16 protein-coding genes are annotated in these 24,723 nt (G+C 34.7%); 11 read left to right on the forward strand and 5 right to left on the reverse strand.

Going from position 1 to position 24,723, the window contains the following annotated elements; all coding sequences use genetic code 11:
• A complete protein-coding gene (locus HGP29_RS15375) occupies positions 1 to 3,570 on the reverse strand; it encodes a caspase family protein (protein WP_211093305.1) in 3,570 nt (1,189 codons plus the stop codon).
• Between the two features lie 90 nt (positions 3,571 to 3,660).
• Complete coding sequence (locus HGP29_RS15380) at positions 3,661 to 3,939, reverse strand: DUF2061 domain-containing protein (RefSeq protein ID WP_168883308.1); 279 nt, start codon at positions 3,937 to 3,939, stop codon at positions 3,661 to 3,663.
• A 298-nt stretch (positions 3,940 to 4,237) separates the two neighbouring features.
• Between HGP29_RS15380 and HGP29_RS15385 the strand changes: the two genes are divergently transcribed.
• Together HGP29_RS15385 and HGP29_RS15390 are read left to right on the forward strand one after the other, a co-directional pair.
• Positions 4,238 to 4,525, forward strand: coding sequence for a hypothetical protein (locus tag HGP29_RS15385; protein ID WP_168883309.1), 288 nt, complete (start codon positions 4,238 to 4,240; stop codon positions 4,523 to 4,525).
• A gap of 70 nt (positions 4,526 to 4,595) precedes the next feature.
• On the forward strand, positions 4,596 to 5,171 hold the full coding sequence (locus tag HGP29_RS15390; RefSeq protein ID WP_168883310.1) for a Pathogenesis-related transcriptional factor and ERF protein: 576 nt from the start codon (positions 4,596 to 4,598) through the stop codon (positions 5,169 to 5,171).
• A 66-nt stretch (positions 5,172 to 5,237) separates the two neighbouring features.
• Here the strand turns inward: HGP29_RS15390 and HGP29_RS15395 are convergent, their stop codons facing one another.
• The gene (locus HGP29_RS15395) at positions 5,238 to 7,259 is read right to left on the reverse strand and encodes a tetratricopeptide repeat protein (protein WP_168883311.1); all 2,022 of its coding nucleotides are present in this window, start codon (positions 7,257 to 7,259) and stop codon (positions 5,238 to 5,240) included.
• Between the two features lie 96 nt (positions 7,260 to 7,355).
• A complete protein-coding gene (locus HGP29_RS15400; protein WP_168883312.1) occupies positions 7,356 to 8,309 on the reverse strand; it encodes a transketolase family protein in 954 nt (317 codons plus the stop codon).
• A gap of 109 nt (positions 8,310 to 8,418) precedes the next feature.
• On the opposite strand from HGP29_RS15400, the gene HGP29_RS15405 reads away from it, so the two are divergent.
• A complete protein-coding gene (locus HGP29_RS15405) occupies positions 8,419 to 9,399 on the forward strand; it encodes a GSCFA domain-containing protein (RefSeq protein ID WP_168883313.1) in 981 nt (326 codons plus the stop codon).
• A gap of 110 nt (positions 9,400 to 9,509) precedes the next feature.
• Positions 9,510 to 11,180, forward strand: coding sequence for an alkaline phosphatase PafA (gene pafA / locus HGP29_RS15410; RefSeq protein ID WP_168883314.1), 1,671 nt, complete (start codon positions 9,510 to 9,512; stop codon positions 11,178 to 11,180).
• 38 nt (positions 11,181 to 11,218) lie between these two features.
• Here the strand turns inward: pafA and HGP29_RS15415 are convergent, their stop codons facing one another.
• A complete protein-coding gene (locus HGP29_RS15415; RefSeq protein ID WP_211093306.1) occupies positions 11,219 to 12,775 on the reverse strand; it encodes a glycerol-3-phosphate dehydrogenase/oxidase in 1,557 nt (518 codons plus the stop codon).
• Between the two features lie 247 nt (positions 12,776 to 13,022).
• On the opposite strand from HGP29_RS15415, the gene HGP29_RS15420 reads away from it, so the two are divergent.
• The 7 genes from HGP29_RS15420 to rpsA all read left to right on the forward strand — a co-directional run bounded on the left by HGP29_RS15420 (position 13,023) and on the right by rpsA (position 24,364).
• Positions 13,023 to 15,404: a TonB-dependent receptor gene (locus tag HGP29_RS15420; protein ID WP_211093307.1), complete on the forward strand. Its 2,382-nt coding sequence runs from the start codon at positions 13,023 to 13,025 to the stop codon at positions 15,402 to 15,404.
• Between the two features lie 5 nt (positions 15,405 to 15,409).
• Complete coding sequence (locus tag HGP29_RS15425; RefSeq protein WP_168883315.1) at positions 15,410 to 16,402, forward strand: DUF4249 family protein; 993 nt, start codon at positions 15,410 to 15,412, stop codon at positions 16,400 to 16,402.
• Between the two features lie 40 nt (positions 16,403 to 16,442).
• Positions 16,443 to 18,329, forward strand: a complete 1,887-nt coding sequence (locus tag HGP29_RS15430) for a GAF domain-containing protein (protein ID WP_168883316.1) — start codon at positions 16,443 to 16,445, stop codon at positions 18,327 to 18,329.
• 26 nt (positions 18,330 to 18,355) lie between these two features.
• Positions 18,356 to 18,838, forward strand: a complete 483-nt coding sequence (locus HGP29_RS15435; protein ID WP_168883317.1) for a flavin reductase family protein — start codon at positions 18,356 to 18,358, stop codon at positions 18,836 to 18,838.
• A 343-nt stretch (positions 18,839 to 19,181) separates the two neighbouring features.
• Positions 19,182 to 20,102 (forward strand): helix-turn-helix domain-containing protein, encoded by a 921-nt coding sequence (locus HGP29_RS15440; protein WP_168883467.1) that lies wholly within the window; start codon positions 19,182 to 19,184, stop codon positions 20,100 to 20,102.
• Between the two features lie 231 nt (positions 20,103 to 20,333).
• Positions 20,334 to 22,304, forward strand: a complete 1,971-nt coding sequence (ispG, locus tag HGP29_RS15445; protein WP_168883318.1) for a (E)-4-hydroxy-3-methylbut-2-enyl-diphosphate synthase — start codon at positions 20,334 to 20,336, stop codon at positions 22,302 to 22,304.
• 287 nt (positions 22,305 to 22,591) lie between these two features.
• The gene (gene rpsA / locus HGP29_RS15450; protein WP_168883319.1) at positions 22,592 to 24,364 is read left to right on the forward strand and encodes a 30S ribosomal protein S1; all 1,773 of its coding nucleotides are present in this window, start codon (positions 22,592 to 22,594) and stop codon (positions 24,362 to 24,364) included.
• The last annotated feature ends 359 nt before the right edge of the window (positions 24,365 to 24,723 follow it).

The following is a 24,723-nucleotide window of genomic DNA, read 5'->3' on the forward strand; positions in this document are numbered from 1 at the left end:
TTATATATCTTGAAAATACGAAATGACCTCAAAGATAACTTTATCTATTAATTTTTCTTGATCTGCATCCACAACATTGAAAGAATGTTTCACTTCATTATCTGAAATAATCTTAACCATCAATCTAGTTCCAGATCCTGAAGACACGTATTTTCCTCTTAATTGATACACATCACTACCATTTGCATTTGGCGTAAATGTGAAAGAATTGTATCCAGTGTTTTTCCCTTCTGATTGAGCTAATAATGCTTTATCAATTTTTTTTGTTAGTTCTAATGGGTCCAACCAAGACTGACCATCTTCAAACTGTGAACCTGTTATTCTAGACAATGTTGAATATAAAACGATGTTATCTCTTACATTATCCGTCACCCTTCCAATATCAAAACTATCTCCACCGGTAGGAATTCTCATTTCAGGTTGTTGCATGGCCCCAAATCGTTCGGCTAACCTTGGTACTTCATCTACAGAATTACCAAACATTCTTTGAACATCTAAAAATTCACCTTGTCTTAAATCACCACTTTTCAGATAGTCCAGAATAGAATAAGTAAGTAGACCTTGACCGTACATTGTTGATTCATAACTAACTTTATCTGCAGCAGCACCTGCCAACAAATACATTCCTGAACGAGTACGTACTCTTTCTAGAGCTCTTAAACGTATCGCCTCTTCGTCAACATTCCTCATGGCAATGACCGTTTCTGCAAATTTCCCCGCATTACATGCATCCATAATAAATACTTGTCGCGTCACAGGAATATTCCTCATCCACTCAATCCATTCTTTACCAGCAATACAATAATTATTTTTTATAGACTCATCCTTGATATCCGCAGTAATCATATCCTTAGTTAAAAAATAGAAGTCTTCATCTCCATCTTTTTCCATTTGTGACATACCATGCCCTGCCATAAAAATAAAGAGAACATCTGATGGGTTCATCCGTGTTGCTAATGAGTCAAAAGCATTTTTTATGTTTGTTTTTGTAGGCTGATAATTATCCTCTTCTTGATCTGTCGTAAATAACTCAATATTTACCCTATGTTCACCAAACAAACCTGTTGCAGCACCTTCTATTGAAGCTGCAATTTGCTCTGCATCCTTGGCTGCGTATTTCAAATCAAGTGTATTTCCTCTGTAATTGGAAACTCCAATAACGATACCATAGAAAGAAGGTACGGTTTTATCTTCCTTAGAGGCTTTGTGCTTTATGGTTAATCCTCTTCCAGATAAAGTACCATCGAGGTTTTCAACATTAATTGTTATATCATTAAGTTCTCCACCTTGGAATAAGTACTTAATACTATCCATAGGTACTACATATCGTTGTTTTGATGTATTCTGATAGATGATATTAAGTTTCTTAATGGGTTTAGTACTCTTATATTTTGAGATATCTGAAAGTACTTCTTTACCGTTCACATTAACTGACACTCGACCAATTCCTCCACCTCTATCTTCAACGTCTATAATTAGTTTATTTTCTCTTTTATAAAGAGATGCCGATGGGAATAAAGATATCTCATGAAGATTAGGTACCGGTCTTAAATCATTACCAGTAAATAGCTTTGTCCCTAACCCAGGTTCCCAATACATATCTTGTAGTTGATGGAGATCAATAATTTCAGAATCTACTACATAGTATAAGTTTTTCATATTTGACTCAGAAGCATCAAATAATCCAGAATAATGTTCTACCAACCAACCTGAGTCACCATTCGTATATACCCCTCCATATTTATAAGGAGACGCTAAATCCCAAATACCTACATTATAATCACTTGATAAGGTTAGGAATACATCTTTACCTGGAAAATCTGCCACTTGAATAACATTACCAGTACTTTGGTTATAGATGTTTATTTCTTGCGATAGGTCTGGTGTATATGTCTTTAAAGTTCCATTCTCCTCCGATACAATTAAATATTTATTATCATAAGTATATGATACACTTAGGATTTTATGTTTAACTGGAATACTTCTTAGTAAAGTTCGGCTATCCAAGTCCCAAATACTTAACTTGTTTTTACCTCCAACCACTAAATATTTTCCATCCGAACTGAAAGTCATAGAATGGATATACCAATCTTTACTTGAAAAAGAATTTACAATCTTATTTGAATCCAAATCCAAAACTCCAATCTTTCGATCAGAAAATGCCATAATCACATTATTTTTTCTAGGGTTGGAAGTAATGGCAGTAATATTAGCAAACGAGCTATGTATTTTTCGTGCAGAATCAGGGTTGATATAAGGGTTTGATAAAAATATATCCCCTCTATCATCTGTGAAAATTATTGATGAGTCGTTATGTAAAACATGAGTATGTACAATTGGAGCATAGTGTTTAAATTCAATTTTCTTTTGAAAGTTATTGATACCTTCCCAAATCTTAATTGTTGAATCCAAACTTGTTGTTAATAGATCTCCTCTTTTCAAAAATTCTAATTTCGAAATATCCTTCGTATGTGCTTCTATTTTTTTAAGGTCATCTCTACTCCCAACATTCCACAATCTCACATTTCCATCTTCAGAAGCAACGGCAATTGCACCTACTTCTAATGAAACAGAAAACTCTTTGGCCTTTGTCTTTATGGGTTTCCAAGAGCTCACAAGTTTCATCCCCTCCATTTCCCACATAGAGATCTCACCACTTTTATATGCCACTACAGCAACATTCCCATCTTTATTAAATGAAGTTGTAACAATATTCCTCTCTTCGAACTTCTCTTTTAAAACTAATTTATCATCAACGATATCATAGATATAAGCATGATCTCCTAAAGACGTCACAATCAATTGATTGATAGACTCTGAGTATTTCATGCTTCTCACTCCCGTACCATCCGGTAAATGCCCGTTATGATGGGTAGAATCGGTAGATAAATTCCATGAAACTAAAGATCCATCCCATGATCCACTAACTACTAATTTTCGTTTCTTCAGAAAAACAATGTCTGCGACCCAATCATTATGAAGAATGTGATGTCTCTTCATTTTTTTTGTCACCACATTCCATTCCTGGACATCCCCATTAAATTTACCGAGAAAAATAGTCTGATTTTGTTTCCCAAAAGTCGTAAAAGTTGAAATACCACTCTTCAATTCATCAGACCAGTCTATCAGCTCATTTTTATTTGATTTACTCCAATCCCAATAAAACACTTGCCCTTGTGCATTAATATATAGGATCAGGTTCTTCTGAAATCTCACTTCTTGTACCGCTTCAGGTAAACTTCTTAAAGAAGCGAGCAACATCCCATTTTTGGCAGACCAAACCTTTACAGAATGATCTAAACCTGCCGATACAATAAATTCGTTATTCCTAGATAAGGAAATATCGGTAATAGCTATATCATGAGCATTTATAGTTCTCAATAAGCGCTCTTGACCAGCATCCCAAATTTTTATTGTACGGTCCTCCCCAGAAGAAATTACAAGGTTACCGTCATTGGAAATATCCAAGGCATTAACTTTACCTAAGTGGCCTTGTGAAAAAGTAATAGCAATATTATTCTCTTGTGCTTTTAATAAGGCAGCATAAAAAAAGAGACCAATGCAAATCATTAGTCTCCCTATTTGAATAGTTTTTCTTGTTGGATTCATAGTTGATTTACCCTTATTAGAGTAAAGATACAAATCACTAAGTATGTATCATTAAAATTTTGATGTAAACTTCTCCCAAATTCTTTCATGGAAATAATAGAGGACCATTTTAGAAAAAACCTCTACAGAACCAATAGAGATAGCCATTGTTAATTCACCTGTAATAAAGTAAGAAATAACCATTGTATCTATTGTTCCAACCATTCTCCATGATACAGATTTAGCAACACTAACCCATTTAGGCTTAGTCCTAACACCTGTTTTTTCAGCAGCTTCTTCCTCAGCTTTATACTGTTCAAGTTTGTGTTCTATTAATTTATCTGCTAACATAAAAGTTTATTTGTAACCAATTTCTTATTACCCTACTAAATCTGTAGGCAATTATAGTGATAAGAAAATAAAAGTCAAAATTGAAATTGTTTATTTATTTGAATTACCCCTTTTCATTGAAATAATTTTTGAAAATATTGTATAATTCAATGTATTTGATTTAATTAACAAAACTATAATATTTTTAGCGAAACACGTTGCTATAATAATCAAACAACTGATGAGAAAAAGAAAAAATTATCCTGGTGAGGAGCGAGTTGTGGGCACCAAGGACTATGGACTAATCTTAAGCAGTCTGATGAACTACAGAAACCAACTACTTCGGGAAAGTGAAGATGCTAAAATGGCATTAATCTTTAGTAAGATATCGGAAAAGCTTAAAGAACTTGGTTTTATCAGAGCATCAGATTCTGTAAAAACTAAAATTGGCAATAAAGGAATCAGCGGAGAATACAGCATCTCTCAAAAAAGAAAGAATGATGTTATTGAAATCTCAAACAAATGCTGGCATTCAGGAAAACAAAAACATGAGACAGCCAAACAGAAGAAAAAGTCACGTGTAGCAGCACCAGCATTAAGTCTCTAATATTTGTTCTCAATCTTTCTTCAACATAACTTTCAATTTTTTTTAACTTACTCATTGCATTTTTATCATTATGCTAATAAAAATTCAACTAAAGAACTCTCCCAATCAAGTCATTGTGGATGATTTTGTATATGAGTATCTATGTTCTAATCCTTATTTAAAAAGCATTGATTTTGTTTATAACCTTAGAGAACACTCTTCAGGAAGAGCTGTTTTCCAAAAGTCTTGGAAACAAAGCAATGGTAAATACAAAACTGATACGATTTATTTGCACAAATTTGTTGCTGAAAACTTCCTTAAAAAAGAAGAAGACAATGAAGGTACATTAATTCGAATCATTAATGGAAACAGGCTAGATTGCCGTATTAAGAACTTAGCATATTCGAACCGCTCCGAAATAAAGAGGAACACTCGTACTTCTACTAATAAAACAGGTTATATCGGTGTATTAAAAGAGAAAAACCGTTATAAGGCTGTAATTTACAAAGACAGAAAACCAATCTTTTTGGGAAGCTACACTACTGCCGAAGAAGCTGCTTTAGCTTATAATAAGAAATCTATCGAGCTTTTTGGTAAAACTAGAAACTTAAATAAAGTATCAGAATCTTCTATTAAGAAAATAGAAGAAATTGAACAGGGTGAATAAATTAAGCAATAAGAACATACACATTGCAGATAACGGGACCACTCACATAGTGGTCCCGTTATCTTTTTAACAGCTAAAACCAATTACCATAACATCGTCAACTTGGTCCTCATCTCCTTTCCAAGAATCGAACTGTGTTTTAATAAATTGCTTTTGATCTTTAAATGGAATTTGGTAACAAGCTTCTAATATTTTTCTAAAGTTAGGGCTCTTCATTTTTTTACCCTTTGGCCCTCCAAATTGATCTGCATATCCATCAGAATATAAGAAAAACATGTTGGATGGTTTTAGGTCGAAAACATATGTAGGTGCTGTTGAGAACGAATTTACTCCTCCAACTCCTCTGTTAGCTCCTTTTATAATTTCATGTCCTTTATTATTTACAATTGTCATAGACATCCCAGCTCCTGCAAATTGTACTGTTTCTGCCTCTTGATCTATCAAGCAAATGGCGATTTCCATACCATCCATATTCCCAGATTTCTTTTGTCTAAGAATACTTGATAACCTAGAATGCAATTCTTCTAAAATTTTTGATGGTTCATAGATATCTTGAGAATCAACAATATATTCCAAAGCTGTTTCCCCTACCATGCTCATAAATCCACCAGGGACACCATGTCCTGTACAATCGGCAGCAATTAATATTGCTCTCTGCTCATCTATTTGCTTATACCAATAGAAATCACCTGATACAATATCTCTTGGCTCAAAGAATACAAATGAATTGGGAATAAATTGTTTTACATATGACCAATTTGGAAGTATAGCACTTTGAATTCCTTTAGCATAATTGATGCTATCCATCATATCTTGAGACTTTGCTTTCAATAATGTATTGATACGTTTGATCTCAATGGATTGCATCTCCAATTCATTTTTTTGTAGTTGGAGTTTATTATTTACTACTTTCTTATTTTTATTTTCAATAAATAAGAAATAGACGAACAAGCAGAGTATTAAAATTAAGATAAATGCAGAAAAGGAAATCACCGTTTGTCTTTCAAGCATGATTTCATTAATCTCTTTATCCTTTTTTAGAATTTCATTTTCTTTTGTTCTCTGTTCCACTAAGTAACGAACATTCATTTCGGCTAGTTTCAGTCGAATATCTTCATTGAAAATAGAATCTCTATATAACTCAATCAAATCATCGTAACGTAATGCCTGATCATATTTCCCTCTTAACCTTTCAATGGTTTTTAGCTCCATAAAGGCATTTAATGCCATATGTCTTAAGCCAGAATTAACAGAGATATCTGCTGCTTTTTTTGCGTAATGTATTGCTTTTCGAAACTTTTCTTTTTCTCTATAAATTACGGCAATATCAGTTAAGGTACTAACCATATTATCGGCATCATGAACATTTTTTTCATTTAGTTCCAACGATGCTGTTAAGTACTTTAATGCTTGGTCTACATCACCAATCTCAAGATATACATTACCAATATCAGAATAAGTGACTACCTGACCATAAATATCATTTTCTTTCTCTCTAAGTTCTAAAGCTTTATTGAAATTCTTAACGGCTTTATTATATAAACCAGTCCCTCCATAAACCCTACCATAGTTGGTAAAGATATATCCAAGTATTCTGTAGTCTTTTAATTTATTTGCCAACACCTCTGCCATTTCTAGGTGGACAGTAGCTTCATCATAATTTTCTTGATAGATATTGACACTTGCAATATTAATATGGGAATAAGCTTGATCTTCTTCAGCATCAATAGAGTTAGATTTGTCTAAACCTAACATAAACTTCTTCATTGCTCTTTGATACTCCCCTTTATTTCTAAGTGCAATACCTTGAAATGCAATTCCCTTTACCTCTAGTTTTTTTAATTGATTCTCTTTACTGAAATCTTCAGCAATTTTTGCATATAGGAATGCATTATCCGGAGAGACATTTCTGTTTAGCCATGACAATTCCAAAGCAATTTCAATTCTTAAAGAATCGGAAATTTCCTTCTTCTCAAAAAGTGTCAGTAAGCTATCAAACTTTGGAGTTGTTGTTTGTGAAGTATGAATATGAGCGTTTGATGTTACAGTTAAGAAGATACAGATCAGTAGTAAAGGAATAAATTTCATTAAATATGTCTAGAGTAGTGTTTAGTTGAGCTAAAAAAAAGAAGCTAGTTCAAATATAAGAACTAGCTTCTTTTATATATCATTATAAAGAAAAAATTATCCTTTTCTTTCGATTGCTTTTTTAGCAGCAGCAACTACGTCATTTGATGTAAGACCGTATTTCTCCATTAATTGAGCTGGAGTACCACTTTCACCGAATGTATCATTAACTGCAACAAATTCTTGAGGTGCTAAGAATTTTGTTGTTAAAACACCTGCAACACTTTCGCCTAAACCACCAGCAATTTGGTGCTCTTCAGCAGTTACAATACAACCTGTTTTCTTAACAGACTTCAAGATAGCCTCTTCATCCAACGGCTTAATTGTATGAATGTTGATGATTTCAGCAGAGATACCTTCTTCTGCTAATTTCTCACCTGCAAGGATTGCTTCCCATACTAAGTGGCCTGTCGCAACGATAGTAACGTCTGTACCTTCGTTTAACATCACTGCTTTACCAATTTCAAATTCACCTTCTGGCATGAATACTGGAATTGCAGGACGACCAAAACGTAAGTAAACAGGGCCATCATGTTTAGCAGCTGCAATTGTAGCCGCTTTAGTTTGGTTGAAATCACAAGTATTGATTACAGTCATATTCGGAAGCATTTTCATCATTCCGATATCCTCTAATACTTGGTGAGTTGCTCCGTCTTCACCTAAAGTCAAACCTGAATGTGAAGCTGCAATTTTCACATTTTTACCAGAGTAAGCTACTGACTGACGGATTTGATCATAAACGCGAGAAGTAGAGAAGTTAGCAAAAGTACCTGTGAAAGGAATTTTACCACCAACAGTCATACCTGCTGCAACGTTGATCATGTTCGCTTCTGCGATACCCATTTGAAAGAATCTCTCAGGGAAATCTTTTTTGAAAGCGTCCATTTTAAGAGAACCTGTTAAGTCTGCACATAATGCGACCACGTCCTCGTTCATCTTACCTAGTTCATGTAAGCCCGCACCAAATCCTGAGCGAGTATCTTTTTTCTCTGTGTATGTGTACTTCTTCATTAGTGTATTTGAAGTAATTTTGATTCTTTCAAATAAATTCGGGTACAAATCTAAGGTTTGTCTTCTTGTTCACAAAATTATTTATGTAACAAAACTGTATATTGTCGAAATGATGCAAAATGATACATTCAGGACCCCTGTTTTAGTAGAAGAATTTGATAAAAAAATTGATTATAGCTCAAATATCTTCTCAATCGGGTCATGTTTTTCCGAAAATATAGGAAATAAGTTAAGTGATTACCGCTTTCAAATTACCACCAACCCTTACGGAACTTTATATAACCCTATCTCAATTTTTGATAATCTTTCCACTTCAATAAAAGGGAAAATTATTGATGATCATAAAATCGTTGAAGTAGAAAATGTCTTCAGACATTTCGATTTTCATTCAGATATTTCAGCTCATTCTTTAGAAGAATTGAAATCTAAAATCAATTCGACTCATAATACAGTAAAAAAAATATTAGATACTACACAGTTTCTATTTATTACGCTAGGAACTTCTTTTGTTTTTGAAAGAAGCTCCGATAATGAAATTGTAGCCAATTGTCATAAGGTTCCTGCCAAAGAATTTAGACAAAGACTGTTGACCATAGATGAAATACAGCAATCATTTCAAAAATTATATGCTCTACTCCCAAAGTCTACCACAATAATATTTACAGTCTCTCCTATTCGTCACTTTAGAAATGGATTGGTGGATAACAGTTTAAGTAAATCATTATTAAGATATGCTTGTCATCTTTTTGAAGAGGAACATAATAATGTACACTACTTTCCATCTTATGAAATCATGATGGATGATTTAAGAGATTATCGATATTACGCTGAGGATATGGTACATCCTTCAAAGTTAGCTATCAAATATATTTGGGAGCAATTTAAGAACTCTTTGATTGAGGAAAACTGTTACCCTCTTATGAGAGATTGGGAAAAGATTATCCAAGGGGTAAATCACAGGCCATTTAACCCAAAAACTGAAGCACACCAAAAGTTTTTAAGAAAGTTAAAGACTAAAGCTTTACAAATAAAAAAGTTTAAAACAGAGGATATTATATCAATAATTGATGAACAGATCATCAAGCAATAAATACATTTAAAATCATTACCATTAATTAAAAATATTAAAGCAGAGCTTTATCAATTAAAACAGTTGTTTACCTTAATATTGCATCATAACACATTACAATTATACACTAAATGAAAAAGTTTACACTATCATTTTTACTTGTAGCAAGCGCTATTGTATCAGCTTTTGCTCAATTTACAGAAGATAAACCAAAACTAGTTGTAGGTATTATCGTTGATCAGATGAAATACGATTACATCTCTCGCTATTGGGATAACTTTGGTGAGGATGGTTTCAAAAAATTAGTCGATGAAGGTTATTTCGTAAGAAATGGTCAATATAATTACGCTCCAACGGTTACCGGTCCTGGCCATGCTTCAGTATACTCAGGAACAAGCCCTGCCTATCACTCGATTGTCAACAACCATTTCTATGACAGAGAGAAAGGAAAATCTGTGTATTGTGTAGACGACGACAGATACACTACGGTAGGTGCCGATACTAAAAATGGCAAAAAATCACCTTACCGATTAGCAGTTACTAACTTATCTGATGAATTGAAATGGGCAAGTAATTTTAGATCTAAAGTGTATACGGTTTCAATTAAAGATAGATCTGCAGTTTTACCTGCTGGGCATAGAGCTGATGGTGCTTATTGGTTAGATGATAAAACTGGTAACTGGATTAGTTCATCTTTCTATATGGAAAACCTACCGGAATGGATTGAAAAAATGAACAATGCTAAGAAAAGACCCATTGATCAGTATTTAAAATCTACTTGGGAGCTTTCATTACCTGCGGATAGATATACTGCCTCTACAGAAGACAGCACTGCCTATGAATCACTTTTCCCTGGTAAATCTGAACCCACTTTCCCATATGATATTAAGAAAGGTGTAGCAGCTGATAGAGTAAGAGCAAAGTCAGGTAGAAAATATGACATCATTAAAGGTACACCTTATGGAAATACTGTTGTCACTGAAATGGCTATCAACATTTTAGATAATGAAGGCTTAGGTCAAGATAATTTCACTGACCTTTTAGGTGTTTCTTATTCTTCTACAGACTATGCAGGGCATGCATATGGACCACAATCTATGGAAGTAGAAGATATGTACATTAAACTTGATGGAGAAATTGCTACTCTTATCAAAAGCTTAGATGAAAAAGTAGGCGAAGGAAATTATGTTATTTTCTTAACTGCTGACCATGCCGGAGCCCAAAATGCTGGTTTCATGAGAGACCGCATGAATTTCGAAGCCGTAAATATCAAAAGCAAAGAAGATACTAAAGTAATTGATGCTTACTTAAGTGAGAAGTTTGGCGAAGGAAAATATGTTGCTTCCAATTACTCTGGTCAATTATACTTAGATAGAAACCTTATTGCTGAAAAGAAACTTGATCTAGAGGAAGTTCAAGCTGCTACTGCAGAAGCATTTATGACGATGCCTCAATATGCAGCTGCAATTTTAGGCAAGGACTTAGAAAGAAATGAATATACACTTGGCTATAAAGGTTTAATATATAACGGATTTAACCCAAGGTATTCACCAGATGTATATGGTGTATTAAAGTCTCATAATGTTGATTATGGAAAAGGTGGTACAACTCACTTCTCTCCATATAGATATGATACTCATGTTCCTATTATGTTCTACGGTTGGAAAATTGAATCGGGATATACTCATGCTCCTCATACAATTACTGAAATTGCACCAACCATTTGTTCATTCTTAAACATGAACTATCCATCAGGTTGTTATAGTGATCCAATCATTATTCCATTAGAGGATGAAGATTAAAAAAAAGAAGCAGTTAGTTTCAACTAACTGCTTCTTTTTTAACAAAGGTAACCATTGGCCAACTCAGTATAATCTTTCACTTGATCGTTGACCCACTCGTCATCTTTTTCTAAATATTTAGCCATAAGTTTTGCCACTTCAGGTGCTGCCTCAATACTTGCCTTAGCATCCAAAAGTAACGACCTTGTTCGTCTTGCTAAGACATCTTCTAAAGTCCTTCCCATTTCATGGGTCACACCCCAAACAATATCAGCAAATCTATAAGGCAAATTCTTATGGATTTTATGTTGTAAATCAGGAATTTCATCAATCAACTTATCTATTTTAGAGATATCATTACCATAAACACTTCTAAAATCTAACCGATCAACTCCTTTTTTATATCCATGAAGTAAAACGTCTTTGGTAATACAATGCACCCCCACATCATTGTTCATTCTCTCCATTAAATTGATTGTATCTTCTGCCATTTGTCGATAAGTTGTCCATTTACCTCCAACGACTGTTATCATCTTGGACTTACTGGCAATTACTTTATGTGAACGAGAGATTTTCTTGGTCTCCTCATCTTCAGTTTTCACTAATGGTCGTAATCCTGCAAAAACACTTTTCACATCAGATCTTTTTGGTTCTTCGTTTAAATATTTTGCTGCTGTTTTGAGTATAAATTCAATTTCCTCTTCTAACGCTCTTGGTTCTTCTGACACCTCATCTAATGGTGTATCTGTAGTTCCAACAACAATTTTATTATACCATGGCACTGCAAATAATACCCTCCCGTCTTCTGTCCTTGGTACCATAATAGAAGATTGTCCTTGTAAAAACTCTTTATCTAAAATTATATGAACCCCTTGACTTGGTTTTACAACTGGCTTGTGTTCTTTTTCATCTAATGCTAAAATTTCATCAACAAAGACACCTGTACAATTTATCACATTGCTAGCCTTAACTTGATAAGTATCTTCTGTTTCTTGGTCATTAAATGTTACACCACAAACTTTACCATTCTCATCTTTTTTTAATGATACTACTTTGGCATAATTCAAAACGTCACCTTTATAATCATGGATTGTTTTCATTAAAGTGATCGCTAGTCTAGCATCATCAAACTGCCCATCATAATAAAGTACACCGCCAATTAAACCTTCTTCATTTAAGTTAGGGATTAATGATAAGGTCTTTTCTTTTGATATCATTTCTGACGGGCCAATACCTAAGTCGCCTGCCATGACATCATATACCTTTAGACCTGTTGTATATAAAGGTGCGTCCCACCAATCGTAAACTGGAACAATAAATTTTTGATCATGAACTAGATGTGGAGCATTTTCTTTCATTAGACCTCGTTCTCTCAACGCTTCTCTTACCATACCCACATCTCCTTGCTTTAAATACCGAACACCGCCATGTGCAAGTTTGGTGCTTCTACTTGATGTCCCTTTAGCAAAGTCATGTTGTTCTAATAATAAGGTTTTGTATCCTCTTAAAGTACTATCGAGGGCAGCACCTAAACCTGTTGCTCCACCTCCAATTATAATTACGTCGTAGTTGTCAGTCTCATTTATGTTTTTGAGAATTTCCTCTCGGTTTATCATGGTCTTGTTTATTTTGTGTTTATATATCTTAATTTAAGAATAAAGATTAATAGGTCAGTCTTTTTTAGAGGAATATTTACAAAAAACAGGGTTTAGAAAATTAGATCAATTAAAAACCGATTATTGCTAAATTTATTCAGTGAATATTGCAATTTGAAAACAAAATTGTACTTATTTAGTAGTTGTGTTATAGAAATCATCTTTCTTTCAATCTATTAACTTGAACTATTCAATCTATCCAAATTTTATGCGAACTATCAAGCTAACCATTGCCTTGCTATTCTTGCTGATAAGTCAGGTAATTATTGCTCAAGAAAAGCAGTTTACAATTAGTGGATATGTAAAAGATAACTCCTCTGGAGAAACTCTAATTGGGGCGTCTGTTTATTCTGCTGAAGCTAAAGCTGGAGTAATTACTAATCCTTACGGTTTTTACTCACTTACTCTGCCTGAAGGCACTCATAATATTTCTTTCAAATTTGTCGGTTTTCAGACTTTCAATAAAGAAATTAGTCTCACTGCCAACCAAAAGTTAAATATTAACTTAGTAAGTGCCGACGTTGAACTGGCTGAAGTAGTAGTTACAGGTGAAAGAGAGGATGCTAACGTTGCAGATGTACAAATGAGTACTCAAAAAATGGAAATAGAAACCATTTTAAAAATACCAGCATTATTAGGCGAAGTAGATGTCATCAAGTCCATTCAACTTTTACCTGGAGTAAGTACTGTTGGCGAAGGTGCTACTGGCTTTAATGTTCGTGGTGGTGGCGTTGGTCAGAACTTAGTCCTTTTGGATGAAGCCCCTGTTTTCAATTCCTCTCACCTCTTCGGATTCTTTTCTGTATTTAATCCAGATGCAGTTAAGGATGTGAAATTAATTAAAGGAGGTATTCCCGCTCAATACGGTGGCCGTCTCTCGTCTATTCTTGATGTAAGAATGAAAGAAGGTAATAGTAAGCAATTGAAAGTTCAAGGTGGTATTGGGGCAATTTTCAGTCGATTAACTGTTGAAGCACCGATTATTAAGGACAAAATGTCTTTCCTGATTGGTGGTAGACGTTCTTACATTGATATTCTTGCTGCTCCTTTCTTAAATGATGACTTAAGTGGCTCAAAGTTTAATTTTTGGGATCTTACCGCTAAAATCAACTATGATATTAATGAGAACAACAAAATATTCGTTTCAGGATATTGGGGACGAGATACCTTTGGATCATCAAATATCTTTGAGTCCAATTGGGGTAATGTTACCGGAACTCTTCGTTGGAATCACCTATTCACTGAAAAGTTATTTATGAATGTTACAGGATATATTTCTGATTACGACTATCACTTAGGTGTAAATGATACTCAAGATTCATTCGAATGGGATTCTAGAGTAAAAACTTACTCAGTAAAACCTGAATTGACTTGGTACTTAGGAACAAAAAATACAATCACATTCGGTGGACAATCTATTGTCTATGACTTTTCACCTGGTACAACAACTGCTAAAAGTGGTGGACAAGAACTTCCTCCATTCTCATTGGCAAAACAATACGGCTGGGAAAATGCCTTATACATCGGTAATGATCAAAAATTATCAAAAAAGGTATCCTTACAATATGGATTAAGATTTTCTACTTTCTCGTATATGGGACCTGCCACTACATATGAATATGCCCCTGCTCCTCCAAACACTAGAAAAGAACCAATTCTTGAGTCTGAAAAAACGTATGAAGCTTGGGAGCCTATTGAAACCTACTATAATTTAGAACCTAGATTTGCTGTTAAATATCAATTCAATGAGAAAAGTTCATTAAAAGCCAGCTACAACAGAATGGCTCAATATATTCACTTAATTTCTAATACCAGTGCAGCATCACCTTTAGATGTATGGTCGCCTAGTACGAATAACATCCGACCTCAAATTGGAGATCAATACGCATTAGGATATTTCAGAAACTTTAAAGAAAATACTTTTGAGTTCTCTGGAGAAGTTTATTACAAACCTCTTCAAAACCTAATTGATTATATTGATGGTGCTGACATTCTTTTAAATGAATATCTAGAAGGCGATTTATTACCATCAGAAGGCCGAGCTTACGGTTTAGAATTATACATGAAAAAGAATAAAGGTAAGCTTACAGGATGGGTGAGTTATACTTTTGCCAGATCAGAACAAAAAACTGATGGTATTAATTTAGGTGAATACTATCCTGCTCGTTTCGATCAAGCGCATAACTTAACAGTAAGTAGTTTTTATGATATCAATGAACGCTGGAGTTTATCTGCCAATTTCAATTTTGTAACAGGAACTCCAACTACCTTCCCTACCAATCAAATTGTGGTACAAGATTATGGTGTCCCTCATAATGTTGATGGAGTTAGAAACAATCAACGTATTGGGTACTACCACCGATTGGATATCTCCGCTACACTTAATGGTAAAAAGAAACCAGATAAAAGATGGGAACATTATTGGGTTTTTGGCTTCTACAATACGTATGCAAGACGAAATCCATATTCTGTCTACTTCCAACCTTCAGCACAAAGACCACCTGAAGGGCAACCAGCCCCTAATCAAGCCATTCGCCTTTCTGTGATTGGTACTATTATCCCATCGGTTTCATACAATTTTAAATGGTAAGCAAAATGAAAAAGTTAGCAAACATATATCTCCTATTTTCAATTTTTATCTTTTTCTCCTGTGAAGATGTTATTGATGTAGATCTTGAAACAGGTAGAGCACAAATTGTAGTTGATGGCTGGGTTAATAATAAATTTGAAGAACAGCGTATCCGTTTAATTTCAACAGTAGGCTATTTTGATAATAACACTCCTCCCGCTGTCGAAAATGCAGTTGTCAAATTACACGACCTTGTAAATAATAAAGTCATGGATTTCACTTATGATGAAAACGGATATTATACTTGGACACCATCATCTATTGATGATACATTAATTGTAAGGGAACGTCCTGGAGATTTTGACCGAGACAGTGATGGCAATTACAATAATTACTACAAATTAGAAGTATCTGTAAATTTTGACGATAAAGATTTAGCTTTCGAAGCTTTTACATCTCTTGAAAGAGTACCAGTTATCGATTCATTAGTATTTATGACCGATAAAGGTCAAAAGGTAGAAGATGATGAGATTTATGGTGAATTATGGGCTAAAGATTTTGCAGGACCTGCTGACTGCTATTGGATCAAGACTTGGAAAAATGGTTCTTTCTTAAATAAATCTTCGGAGATGCAACTAGCCTTTGATATTACTCCTGGTAGAAGTGATTACGGTAATATTCTTACGGAACCCACCGTTTTTATTCCACCTGTAAGATTAGGAATCAATCCAGTGTTATCTGATGAAGAAGCAGATGCTGGGGAAAAGTTTTATGAAGTGGGTGATACCGTTTATTGTGAAATACATTCTATGACTGAAGATGCGTTTGATTTTATGAGTAGATCAAAGTCATCTATGGCAAATGGAGGGCTTTTTGCTACTCCTTTAGCAAATGTACCTTCAAATATTAAAGCTTCTAACGAAGCAACTGAGGGTATGGTAGTTGGAGTTTTCTGTGGTTCCGCAATAACTTCGCTTGGCTATCGTATTAATAGTAAGCCTCCTTATGATGATCGTTAATTCATAAGGAAAGATTTATCATAGAAGAAGATTTTTTTATATGTCGATTCAACAGGATGTCGAAAAATTCAACCCATCAAGAGAACGCGTAGAAGGGTATTATTCTGAAAGTTACAAACTGATAGACAGAAGTATGCAATATACCCTATTAGGTATGTTTGCACTTGCTATTGGTCTTTCTTTTGAAACAGGAAAATGGATTATCGCATTAGGGTTAGCTTCTGCTTGTTCTATTGCCTACTTCATTTTACTCTACAATAGTACAAATAGCACCTCTCCGCGTTATATTCTTGCGTTTACATTTTTCTTATTTCAAGTTCAGTATTTGATCGTTGCCCCCAACTTTCCCTATGCACAATTCGCTTTTTTTGGAGCATTGACATTACTGACTATGTATCAGTCCTGGACAGTTCTCACCATATATTTCATGTTGACCTTCTTAATGTATGTTTCCTTATCCCTTTTGGGGACAGACATGTGGTTAACGAGACTTTTAGAGGAGAGTATAGAAAATAGATCTTACGAAGGGTTGGTCTCAGTACCTTTAATCACTTTCTTCTATTTTGGTATTTGCTTGTTTATTGCAGCTAGGCTTAAAGATCAATCCTACAGAAATGCTCGATATGCTATTTTCTTAGAAGATCAAATGCATATTGAAGAAAATACAAAGCTTGCACAAGATATTGCTAATGATAAGTTATATGAAAAATACGATATCAATGAAAACGACATTCTTGGTAACTTATTAATTAGTATGAGAGATCAGGTCCGTGAACAGAAAGAAAGTGTTGAAAAACAAGGTTGGATTGCCTCTGGTCTAAGTTCTATTAGTGAGCTTTTACTTTCTGTAAAGGATATCAAAAAGTTAAGTACGAAAACATTAAGAGAGATCACTGAATACCTTCATGCGGGACTAGGAGCTTTCTATTTGTACGATCCCGAAACTGAGCAATTGGAAATTAGCGCCTGCTACAGCGAACACCGTAGAAAAAAGGTAGGTGATAAATATAATGTAGGTGAAGGTCAAGTTGGTGAAGTATTTCTAAAGAACACCCCTACTTTGATTACAAATATTCCTGAGGACTATACGCCGATCAACTCTGGTCTTGGCGAATCTCTACCAAAAAATATCTTTATCGTACCGCTTTCTGTAAATAAGGACGTGGTCGGTGTCATTGAAGTAGCTTCATTGCGTGAATTCTCCGAGCAAGAAAGAGCATTACTTACGGAAATCGCACCTTCTATTGCATTAACGATAAGAACTATTAACTCTCAAAATAGAACTAATGAGTTACTAGAAGATTCTCAAAAGACCAACGACATCCTAAAAAATAAGGAAGAGACCTTAAAGGAAAATATGTTGCTACTCCAAGATACTAAACGTCAGATGGAGATTAAGCAAAAGCAGTTAGAGGAACAAGAAGAAGAAAGTTTACTATTCTTTGAAAGAGCAATGGATGCTATGATTGCTTTTGACGAGGAAGGCAATATACTTAGATTAAACCCTGCAGCTTCTCATATTTTCCAAATTGGTATCGTTGCTGAAGGACAGAAAATCCAAGATGTTTTAGGTAAAAGTTTTGAAAGAGCAGTGAATAATCGTAGAACGATGAAACTCAAAAGAGCAAATGGAGACGTATTCACTGCACTAATCTTTATTACTGAGATTACTACAAACGAACAACTAAGACGCATTGCCTATATTCAGGACATTTCTGAACAAGACAAAAAAGAGAAAGAACTAAGGGTTCTCCTTGATCGAGCTCAAGTAAAGAACGAACAGCTTCTTGAACAAGAGAAAACGATGAAGGAAAGTCTACTAATGAACATAAATACCAAAGATAGGTTGAATAAAGCTCATCAAAGAATTAGTGAGCTTGAACTGGAAATTGGTAAATTGCACCAAGATTTACGAAACAAGAAATAACTTTGGACACAACAACTCAACAAAAAATGATTGATTCCGCATTATTTAAAGCGGCAATGAGACGCATCACTTCAACTGTAACAATTGTTACTTCCGAAGGAATTTCAGGAAAAGAAGGACTAACAGCAACAGCCGTAACTTCCCTATCAGACACTCCTCCTAGTCTTCTAGTATGTGTCAACAAACAGAGTAAAGCTCATGATGTGATTTTACGAAATAAAACCTTTTCGATTCACCTTTTGAATGAGCACCAAGAAGCTGTTTCAAATACATTTGCCGGTTATACTGATAGACAAGGTGACGATAAGTTTTCCATTGTTGAATGGGCTGATCAAGGACAGTATAAATCAATGGAAGGTGCTTTAGCAACTATCCACTGTAAATTGATAGAAGCTCATAATGGTTTTACACATAACATTTTAATTGGGGAGATTACAGAGATTACTCTTTCTGATGAAAATGACAAACCTTTACTGTACGGAAACGGTAAATACACTAGCATCAAATAATATAATTATCCCAATTACAGATATTTATTTGTAAATAAGATGATTACAAAAAACATAAAAATAGGCCCTTCGGGGTCTTTTTTTGGACTAATTCAAGATAAAAACGACCCATCACCAAAAAAAATAAAATAAAAAATGCTTGATTTTAAGATTCATTATTACTTTATTTAAGATATGGAACTAATTTTAACTATTGTTACATAGTTTTTATCCTATTTTTGTCCAATAATTAATCAGGTAAACGAATTTAGAAATTGTACAATTTATATAATTCATTTAAGATTACGAACCCAATAACTGTGTAGTTAATAGTATTTCTCCTCATTAATTTACAATGACTATGATTGAAGAGTACAACAAAATTATTGAATCATTAAACATCAAGTTTATCAGATCCAACAGTCTGAATGTAATACGTTCTGTAAAAGTTTCTAACTTCTACGACGTACAAAACACTGTCATCCAGGTGAAATCAGGCGTTATCCAAATCACCGAAGATGAAATAGCAAAGAAAGGTGACCTAGTTTTTATTCCAGGTGGTAAATCTGTCGAAATCACTTTTGGTGATTCTGATACTACTGAAGTTACTAACGAAAGTTTTATTAACGATAGAGACTCATACTTAAGAAAAATCACTGACGATGTATCTATCCATACCATACAAACTAGTTTCACTTCTGTAACTTTTGACGCCAAGGCTTTTGATTCAGTAAACTTTTTTAATTCTCTTGACATCCCCCCTTTTATTATTCCGGAGCAAGTAGAAGTTAATGAGGCTATTGATAAAATTTATCAAGAATCTTTAGGCGAAAAGCCAGGCAAAGACCGTATTGCTACGAACTTAACTGAGTATGCTGTCATTGAAGTGTTTAGACATGTATTAGAGCAGAAACTATTTGTTGAGCAAATTGCTACAAATAGCAACTACTTTAAAGATCCTCGTCTAATCGATATCTTCAATTTTATCAAAGACAATTTATCTAGCGATTTGTCTAACAAAATTTTAGCAAATGTTGCCAATGTATCTGAAGACTATGTTGGGCAATACTTTAAGATGTTGACAGGTATTAACCCACAAGATTACATTGAATACCAAAGAATGGAGAAAGCTGTTGAGCTTCTTCGTACTTCTAGAAAGAGTATTCGAGCAATTGGTTCAGAGGTTGGGTACAAAGATACAGCTTACTTCTGTAGAAGATTTAAAATGATGTTTGGTATTCCAGCAGGTAAAATGCGTAGAAGAGATTCATTAATGAATGTCTAGTTGGAAAGAATCCACATCTTAAAGATATCAGGTGAGAGACTCATTTTTTGTGAGTCTCTTTTTTTTATTTCTTTCTTAAAACTATTTGATAGTTACAGGGTTGTATTCCTGATTTAAATCAAATTTTAAAAATGTAGGTTTAAACTTCTTTATTATTTTTAAATCATCATTCTTAATTAATTTTTATCCCTATTTTTGCCACAAATAACGTTTAAAAGAAGAATTGTAGTTATGCACACAAATTGGTATTGTGACGATATTAACTCTTACCAGAGAAGGGAAACTGTTGAAGTAACAATTGGAGGTATTCCAATGGGTGGTTCAAACCCGATTAGAGTACAGTCTATGACAACAGTGGACACGATGGACACAGAAGGATCTATCGAAGAAGTAATAAGAATGGTAGATTCTGGTTGTGAATACGTTAGAATTACTGCTCCTAGTATTAAAGAGGCTGAGAACCTTAAAAATATAAAAGAAGGATTAAAGGCAAGAGGGTACGATGTCCCATTAGTTGCCGATATTCACTTCACTCCCAATGCTGCAGAAGTTGCAGCAAAGATCGTTGAAAAAGTACGTATCAACCCGGGTAACTATGCTGATAAAAAGAAATTTGATTTCATTGAATATGATGATGAAACATATCAAGCAGAGTTAGAAAGAATTAGAGAACGTTTTATTCCACTTGTGGAAATCTGTAAGGAACATGGGACTGCTATGCGTATCGGTACTAACCATGGTTCTTTATCTGATCGTATCCTAAGTAGATATGGAGACACTCCACTAGGCATGGTAGAATCAGCTCTTGAGTTCTTAAGGATTTGTAATGACTTAGACTATCACAATATTGTTCTTTCAATGAAAGCAAGTAATACGCAAGTGATGGTTCAGGCCTATCGCCTACTTGTACAGAAAATGCAAGAAGAAGGGCTCAAACCCTATCCTCTTCATTTAGGTGTAACTGAGGCAGGTGATGGTGAAGACGGTAGAGTTAAATCTGCTGTTGGTATTGGTACTTTGCTTGAAGATGGGCTTGGCGACACGGTTCGTGTTTCTTTAACAGAAGCTCCAGAAGCGGAAGCTCCAGTTGCAGCAGCCCTTATCAACAGATATGATGATAGAGCAGCTACTGCAGATCGAATTAATACAACAATTGATGCTTCTCCCAAAAACCCTTTCCAATACGAAAGACGTAAAACTATCGAGGTAGATACTTTTGGTGATCATAACGTTCCAAGAGTAATTGCTGACTTTAGTGAAGTGGAAAACATACAAATGTCAGATCTTAAAAGTATCGGGCATCATTATCTTCCTGCAACTGACAAATGGGGAATGTCAGACCATGGTGCTGATTTTATTTATACAGGTAAAGCACCTCTCCCATTTATGTCACCTAGCGGGATGAAAAATATTGTAGATGCTGATATTTGGCAATCTAATATGGATACCTATCCACTATTCTCTGTTGAGAACTATTTTTCTTCTGCTATCAAGCACAATAGTTTAAACTTTGTCAGAGGAAATATCAATGATATTAATGAGCAAGTTATTGAGGATTTATCAAAAGATACAACTGTAGTCTTATGGATTTTCTCTGAGAACTCTCATACAATGCCTGAGTTAAGGGCTATCTTATTTAAATTATATGCTGCTAATGTTGGTTGCCCTGTTGTCATTGAAAGAGATTATAAGAATGTCACTCCAGATGAACTACAATTATATAGCTCAACGGATATTGGTGGTGTCTTAATAGATGGTTTAGGTGATGGCGTTTTCTTAAAACCGCTTCCTTCAAACAATAAAGAAGAATTACTTGATCAATTAACTACAAGTAATCGCCTTGCGTTTGGTATCCTTCAAGCAGCAAGAACAAGAATGACAAAAACCGAATACATCTCTTGTCCTTCTTGTGGACGTACTTTATTCGATCTTCAAGAGACAACAGCGATGATTAGAAAAAGAACGGATCATCTAAAAGGTTTGAAAATTGGTATTATGGGATGCATTGTCAATGGCCCTGGAGAGATGGCAGATGCTGATTATGGATATGTTGGTTCTGGTAAAGGAAAGATTACCTTATATAGAGGCCAAGATGTAGTAAAAAGAGGCGTCCCTTCTGAAAGTGCTGTAGATGAACTGATAAAAATTATTGATGGAGATGGCAATTGGTTTGAACCAGAAACCAGCGAAATCGAAGCATAATATAAAAGCCTATTGTTTTCTTAACAATAGGCTTTCTTTTTACCCTCTTAATTTATAAAACTGTTCTGATTCACATTTACCCTTCTTAACATTACACCTATAGTCAGTTTTTTAATATTGAAAATTATTCACTATCTTTGCAGGCCGAAATACACGTACTAGCTCTGTATTTCGACTGTTTGATTTTCCACGTACTAGCTCTGGGGTCAACAAATTTATAACATATTTAAAATTAATCTCTTACGTGACAGCACTAACGTAAGGGCGTAAAAAGTGCTATTACAATTATGTCAGAACAATCACAAGACTTCAACTGGGACGAGTTTGAAAGCTCACAATCAGCATTCGGTGACGGTTATTCAGCTGCCGAAAAAGAAGAAATGTTAAAAATGTACGAAGGTACATTAAACCAACTTAACGAGCAGGAAGTAGTTAAAGCTACTGTAGTTTCTATTACTGATCGTGACGTAGTTTTAAACATCGGCTTCAAATCTGATGGTTTAGTTCCTTCAAACGAATTCCGTGACACTCCAGACCTAAAAGTAGGTGATGAAGTTGAGGTATTTGTTGAGCAACAAGAAGACAATCACGGTCAACTTGTTCTTTCTAGAAGAAAAGCTAAAATCGTTCGCGCTTGGGAGAATATCCAAAATGCTCTTGATAACGACGTTGTTATCGAAGGTGTTGTTAAGCGTAGAACAAAAGGTGGTCTTATCACTGATATCTTTGGAATCGAGGCGTTCTTGCCAGGTTCTCAAATTGATGTGAAGCCTATCCGTGACTTCGACGTATTCGTTGGTAAGAAGATGGAATTGAAAGTGGTTAAAATCAACCACGCAAATGATAACGTTGTAGTTTCTCATAAGATCCTTATCGAGAAGGATTTGGAAGAGCAAAAACAACGCATCTTGAACAACCTAGAAAGAGGTCAAATCTTGGAAGGTGTGATCAAAAACATGACAAACTTCGGTGTATTCATCGATTTAGGTGGTGTAGATGGTCTTCTTCACATTACAGACATCTCTTGGGGTCGTATTTCTCATCCAGAGGAAGTATTGCAGCTTGACCAAAAAGTTAACGTTGTTGTACTTGACTTTGATGATGACAAGAAACGTATCTCATTAGGTATGAAACAACTTACTTCTCACCCTTGGGATTCTCTTGGTGCAGATGTTGAAGTTGGAGCTAAAGTTAAAGGTAAAATCGTAAACGTTGCTGATTACGGTGCATTCTTAGAAATCATGCCAGGCGTTGAAGGTCTGATCCACGTTTCTGAAATGTCATGGTCACAACACCTACGTAACCCTCAAGACTTCATCAAAGTTGGTGACGAAATCGAAGCAGTTGTATTAACTATCGATCGTGACGAGCGTAAGATGTCTCTTGGTATCAAGCAATTAACTGAAGATCCTTGGACTAAGCAAGACTTATTAGACAAGTACGCTGTTGGTACTAAACACACTGGCGTTGTTCGTAACTTGACTAACTTCGGTCTATTCTTAGAATTAGAAGAAGGTATCGACGGTTTAGTTCACGTTTCTGACTTATCATGGACTAAGAAGATCAAGCATCCATCTGAGTTCATCAAACAAGGTGAGAAATTAGACGTAATCGTTCTTGAGATCAACCCTGAGGAGCGTCGTTTAGCTTTAGGTCATAAGCAATTAGAAGAAAACCCATGGGAGCACTTCGAAACTGTATTTACTATTGATTCTGAGCACAAAGGTACTATCCTTTCTAAATCAGACAAAGGTGCAGTTATCGAATTACCATACGGTATCGAAGGTTTCGCAATGACTAAAAACTTGAAGAAAGAAGACGGTTCTACACCAGAAACTGGTGAGTCTTTAGACTTCAAAGTATTAGAATTCTCAAAAGAGGATAAGAGAATCCTTCTTTCTCACGTTCACACTTACTCGGATCCAGCTCCAAGCAAAAAAGCGGCTCCTAAGAAAGGTGGCGGAAAAGCACAAGCAGCGTCAAATGAAGAAGCTACGACTTCTTTAGGTGATTTAGATGCTTTAGCTAACTTGAAACAACAATTAAAAGACAAGAAGTAATCTCTGATTACAAAAGCTTTTAATTTATAGCATACAGGTACACCCTATCATTGAGTTGATAGGGTGTTTTTTTATTTTTTAAATTTTTACCCAAACAGAAAAGAGAAAACTTAAATTCTGTTTAAAGAAAAAATAATTGCAATACTACCCAATCAGCAAAAGATTATTCTACATCAGCCTATTTTTATAAAACAAACAATCTTCACTATGTTAAAATGCAATAAATTAAATTACGCAATACACTAACTGTCAGGTAGTTAACATTCGTTTTATATGTTAACTTATCATGAATTATTATTCATTTATTATTATTAACAATCCGTAAAACACTGAATTTGAAGGTTTTAAATATTTAACAA

Origin of the sequence: Flammeovirga agarivorans, assembly GCF_012641475.1 — a bacterium.
Classification (GTDB): Bacteria; Bacteroidota; Bacteroidia; order Cytophagales; family Flammeovirgaceae; genus Flammeovirga; species Flammeovirga agarivorans.

Bases quoted from the DNA above. Each gene is read 5' to 3' on its own strand.
- HGP29_RS15375 (WP_211093305.1), bottom strand. From the start codon at position 3,570: ATGATTTGCATTGGTCTCTTTTTTTATGCTGCCTTATTAAAAGCACAA.
- HGP29_RS15380 (WP_168883308.1), bottom strand. From the start codon at position 3,939: ATGTTAGCAGATAAATTAATAGAACACAAACTTGAACAGTATAAAGCT.
- HGP29_RS15385 (WP_168883309.1), top strand. From the start codon at position 4,238: ATGAACTACAGAAACCAACTACTTCGGGAAAGTGAAGATGCTAAAATG.
- HGP29_RS15390 (WP_168883310.1), top strand. From the start codon at position 4,596: ATGCTAATAAAAATTCAACTAAAGAACTCTCCCAATCAAGTCATTGTG.
- HGP29_RS15395 (WP_168883311.1), bottom strand. From the start codon at position 7,259: ATGAAATTTATTCCTTTACTACTGATCTGTATCTTCTTAACTGTAACA.
- HGP29_RS15400 (WP_168883312.1), bottom strand. From the start codon at position 8,309: ATGAAGAAGTACACATACACAGAGAAAAAAGATACTCGCTCAGGATTT.
- HGP29_RS15405 (WP_168883313.1), top strand. From the start codon at position 8,419: ATGATGCAAAATGATACATTCAGGACCCCTGTTTTAGTAGAAGAATTT.
- pafA (WP_168883314.1), top strand. From the start codon at position 9,510: ATGAAAAAGTTTACACTATCATTTTTACTTGTAGCAAGCGCTATTGTA.
- HGP29_RS15415 (WP_211093306.1), bottom strand. From the start codon at position 12,775: ATGATAAACCGAGAGGAAATTCTCAAAAACATAAATGAGACTGACAAC.
- HGP29_RS15420 (WP_211093307.1), top strand. From the start codon at position 13,023: ATGCGAACTATCAAGCTAACCATTGCCTTGCTATTCTTGCTGATAAGT.
- HGP29_RS15425 (WP_168883315.1), top strand. From the start codon at position 15,410: ATGAAAAAGTTAGCAAACATATATCTCCTATTTTCAATTTTTATCTTT.
- HGP29_RS15430 (WP_168883316.1), top strand. From the start codon at position 16,443: ATGTCGATTCAACAGGATGTCGAAAAATTCAACCCATCAAGAGAACGC.
- HGP29_RS15435 (WP_168883317.1), top strand. From the start codon at position 18,356: ATGATTGATTCCGCATTATTTAAAGCGGCAATGAGACGCATCACTTCA.
- ispG (WP_168883318.1), top strand. From the start codon at position 20,334: ATGCACACAAATTGGTATTGTGACGATATTAACTCTTACCAGAGAAGG.
- rpsA (WP_168883319.1), top strand. From the start codon at position 22,592: ATGTCAGAACAATCACAAGACTTCAACTGGGACGAGTTTGAAAGCTCA.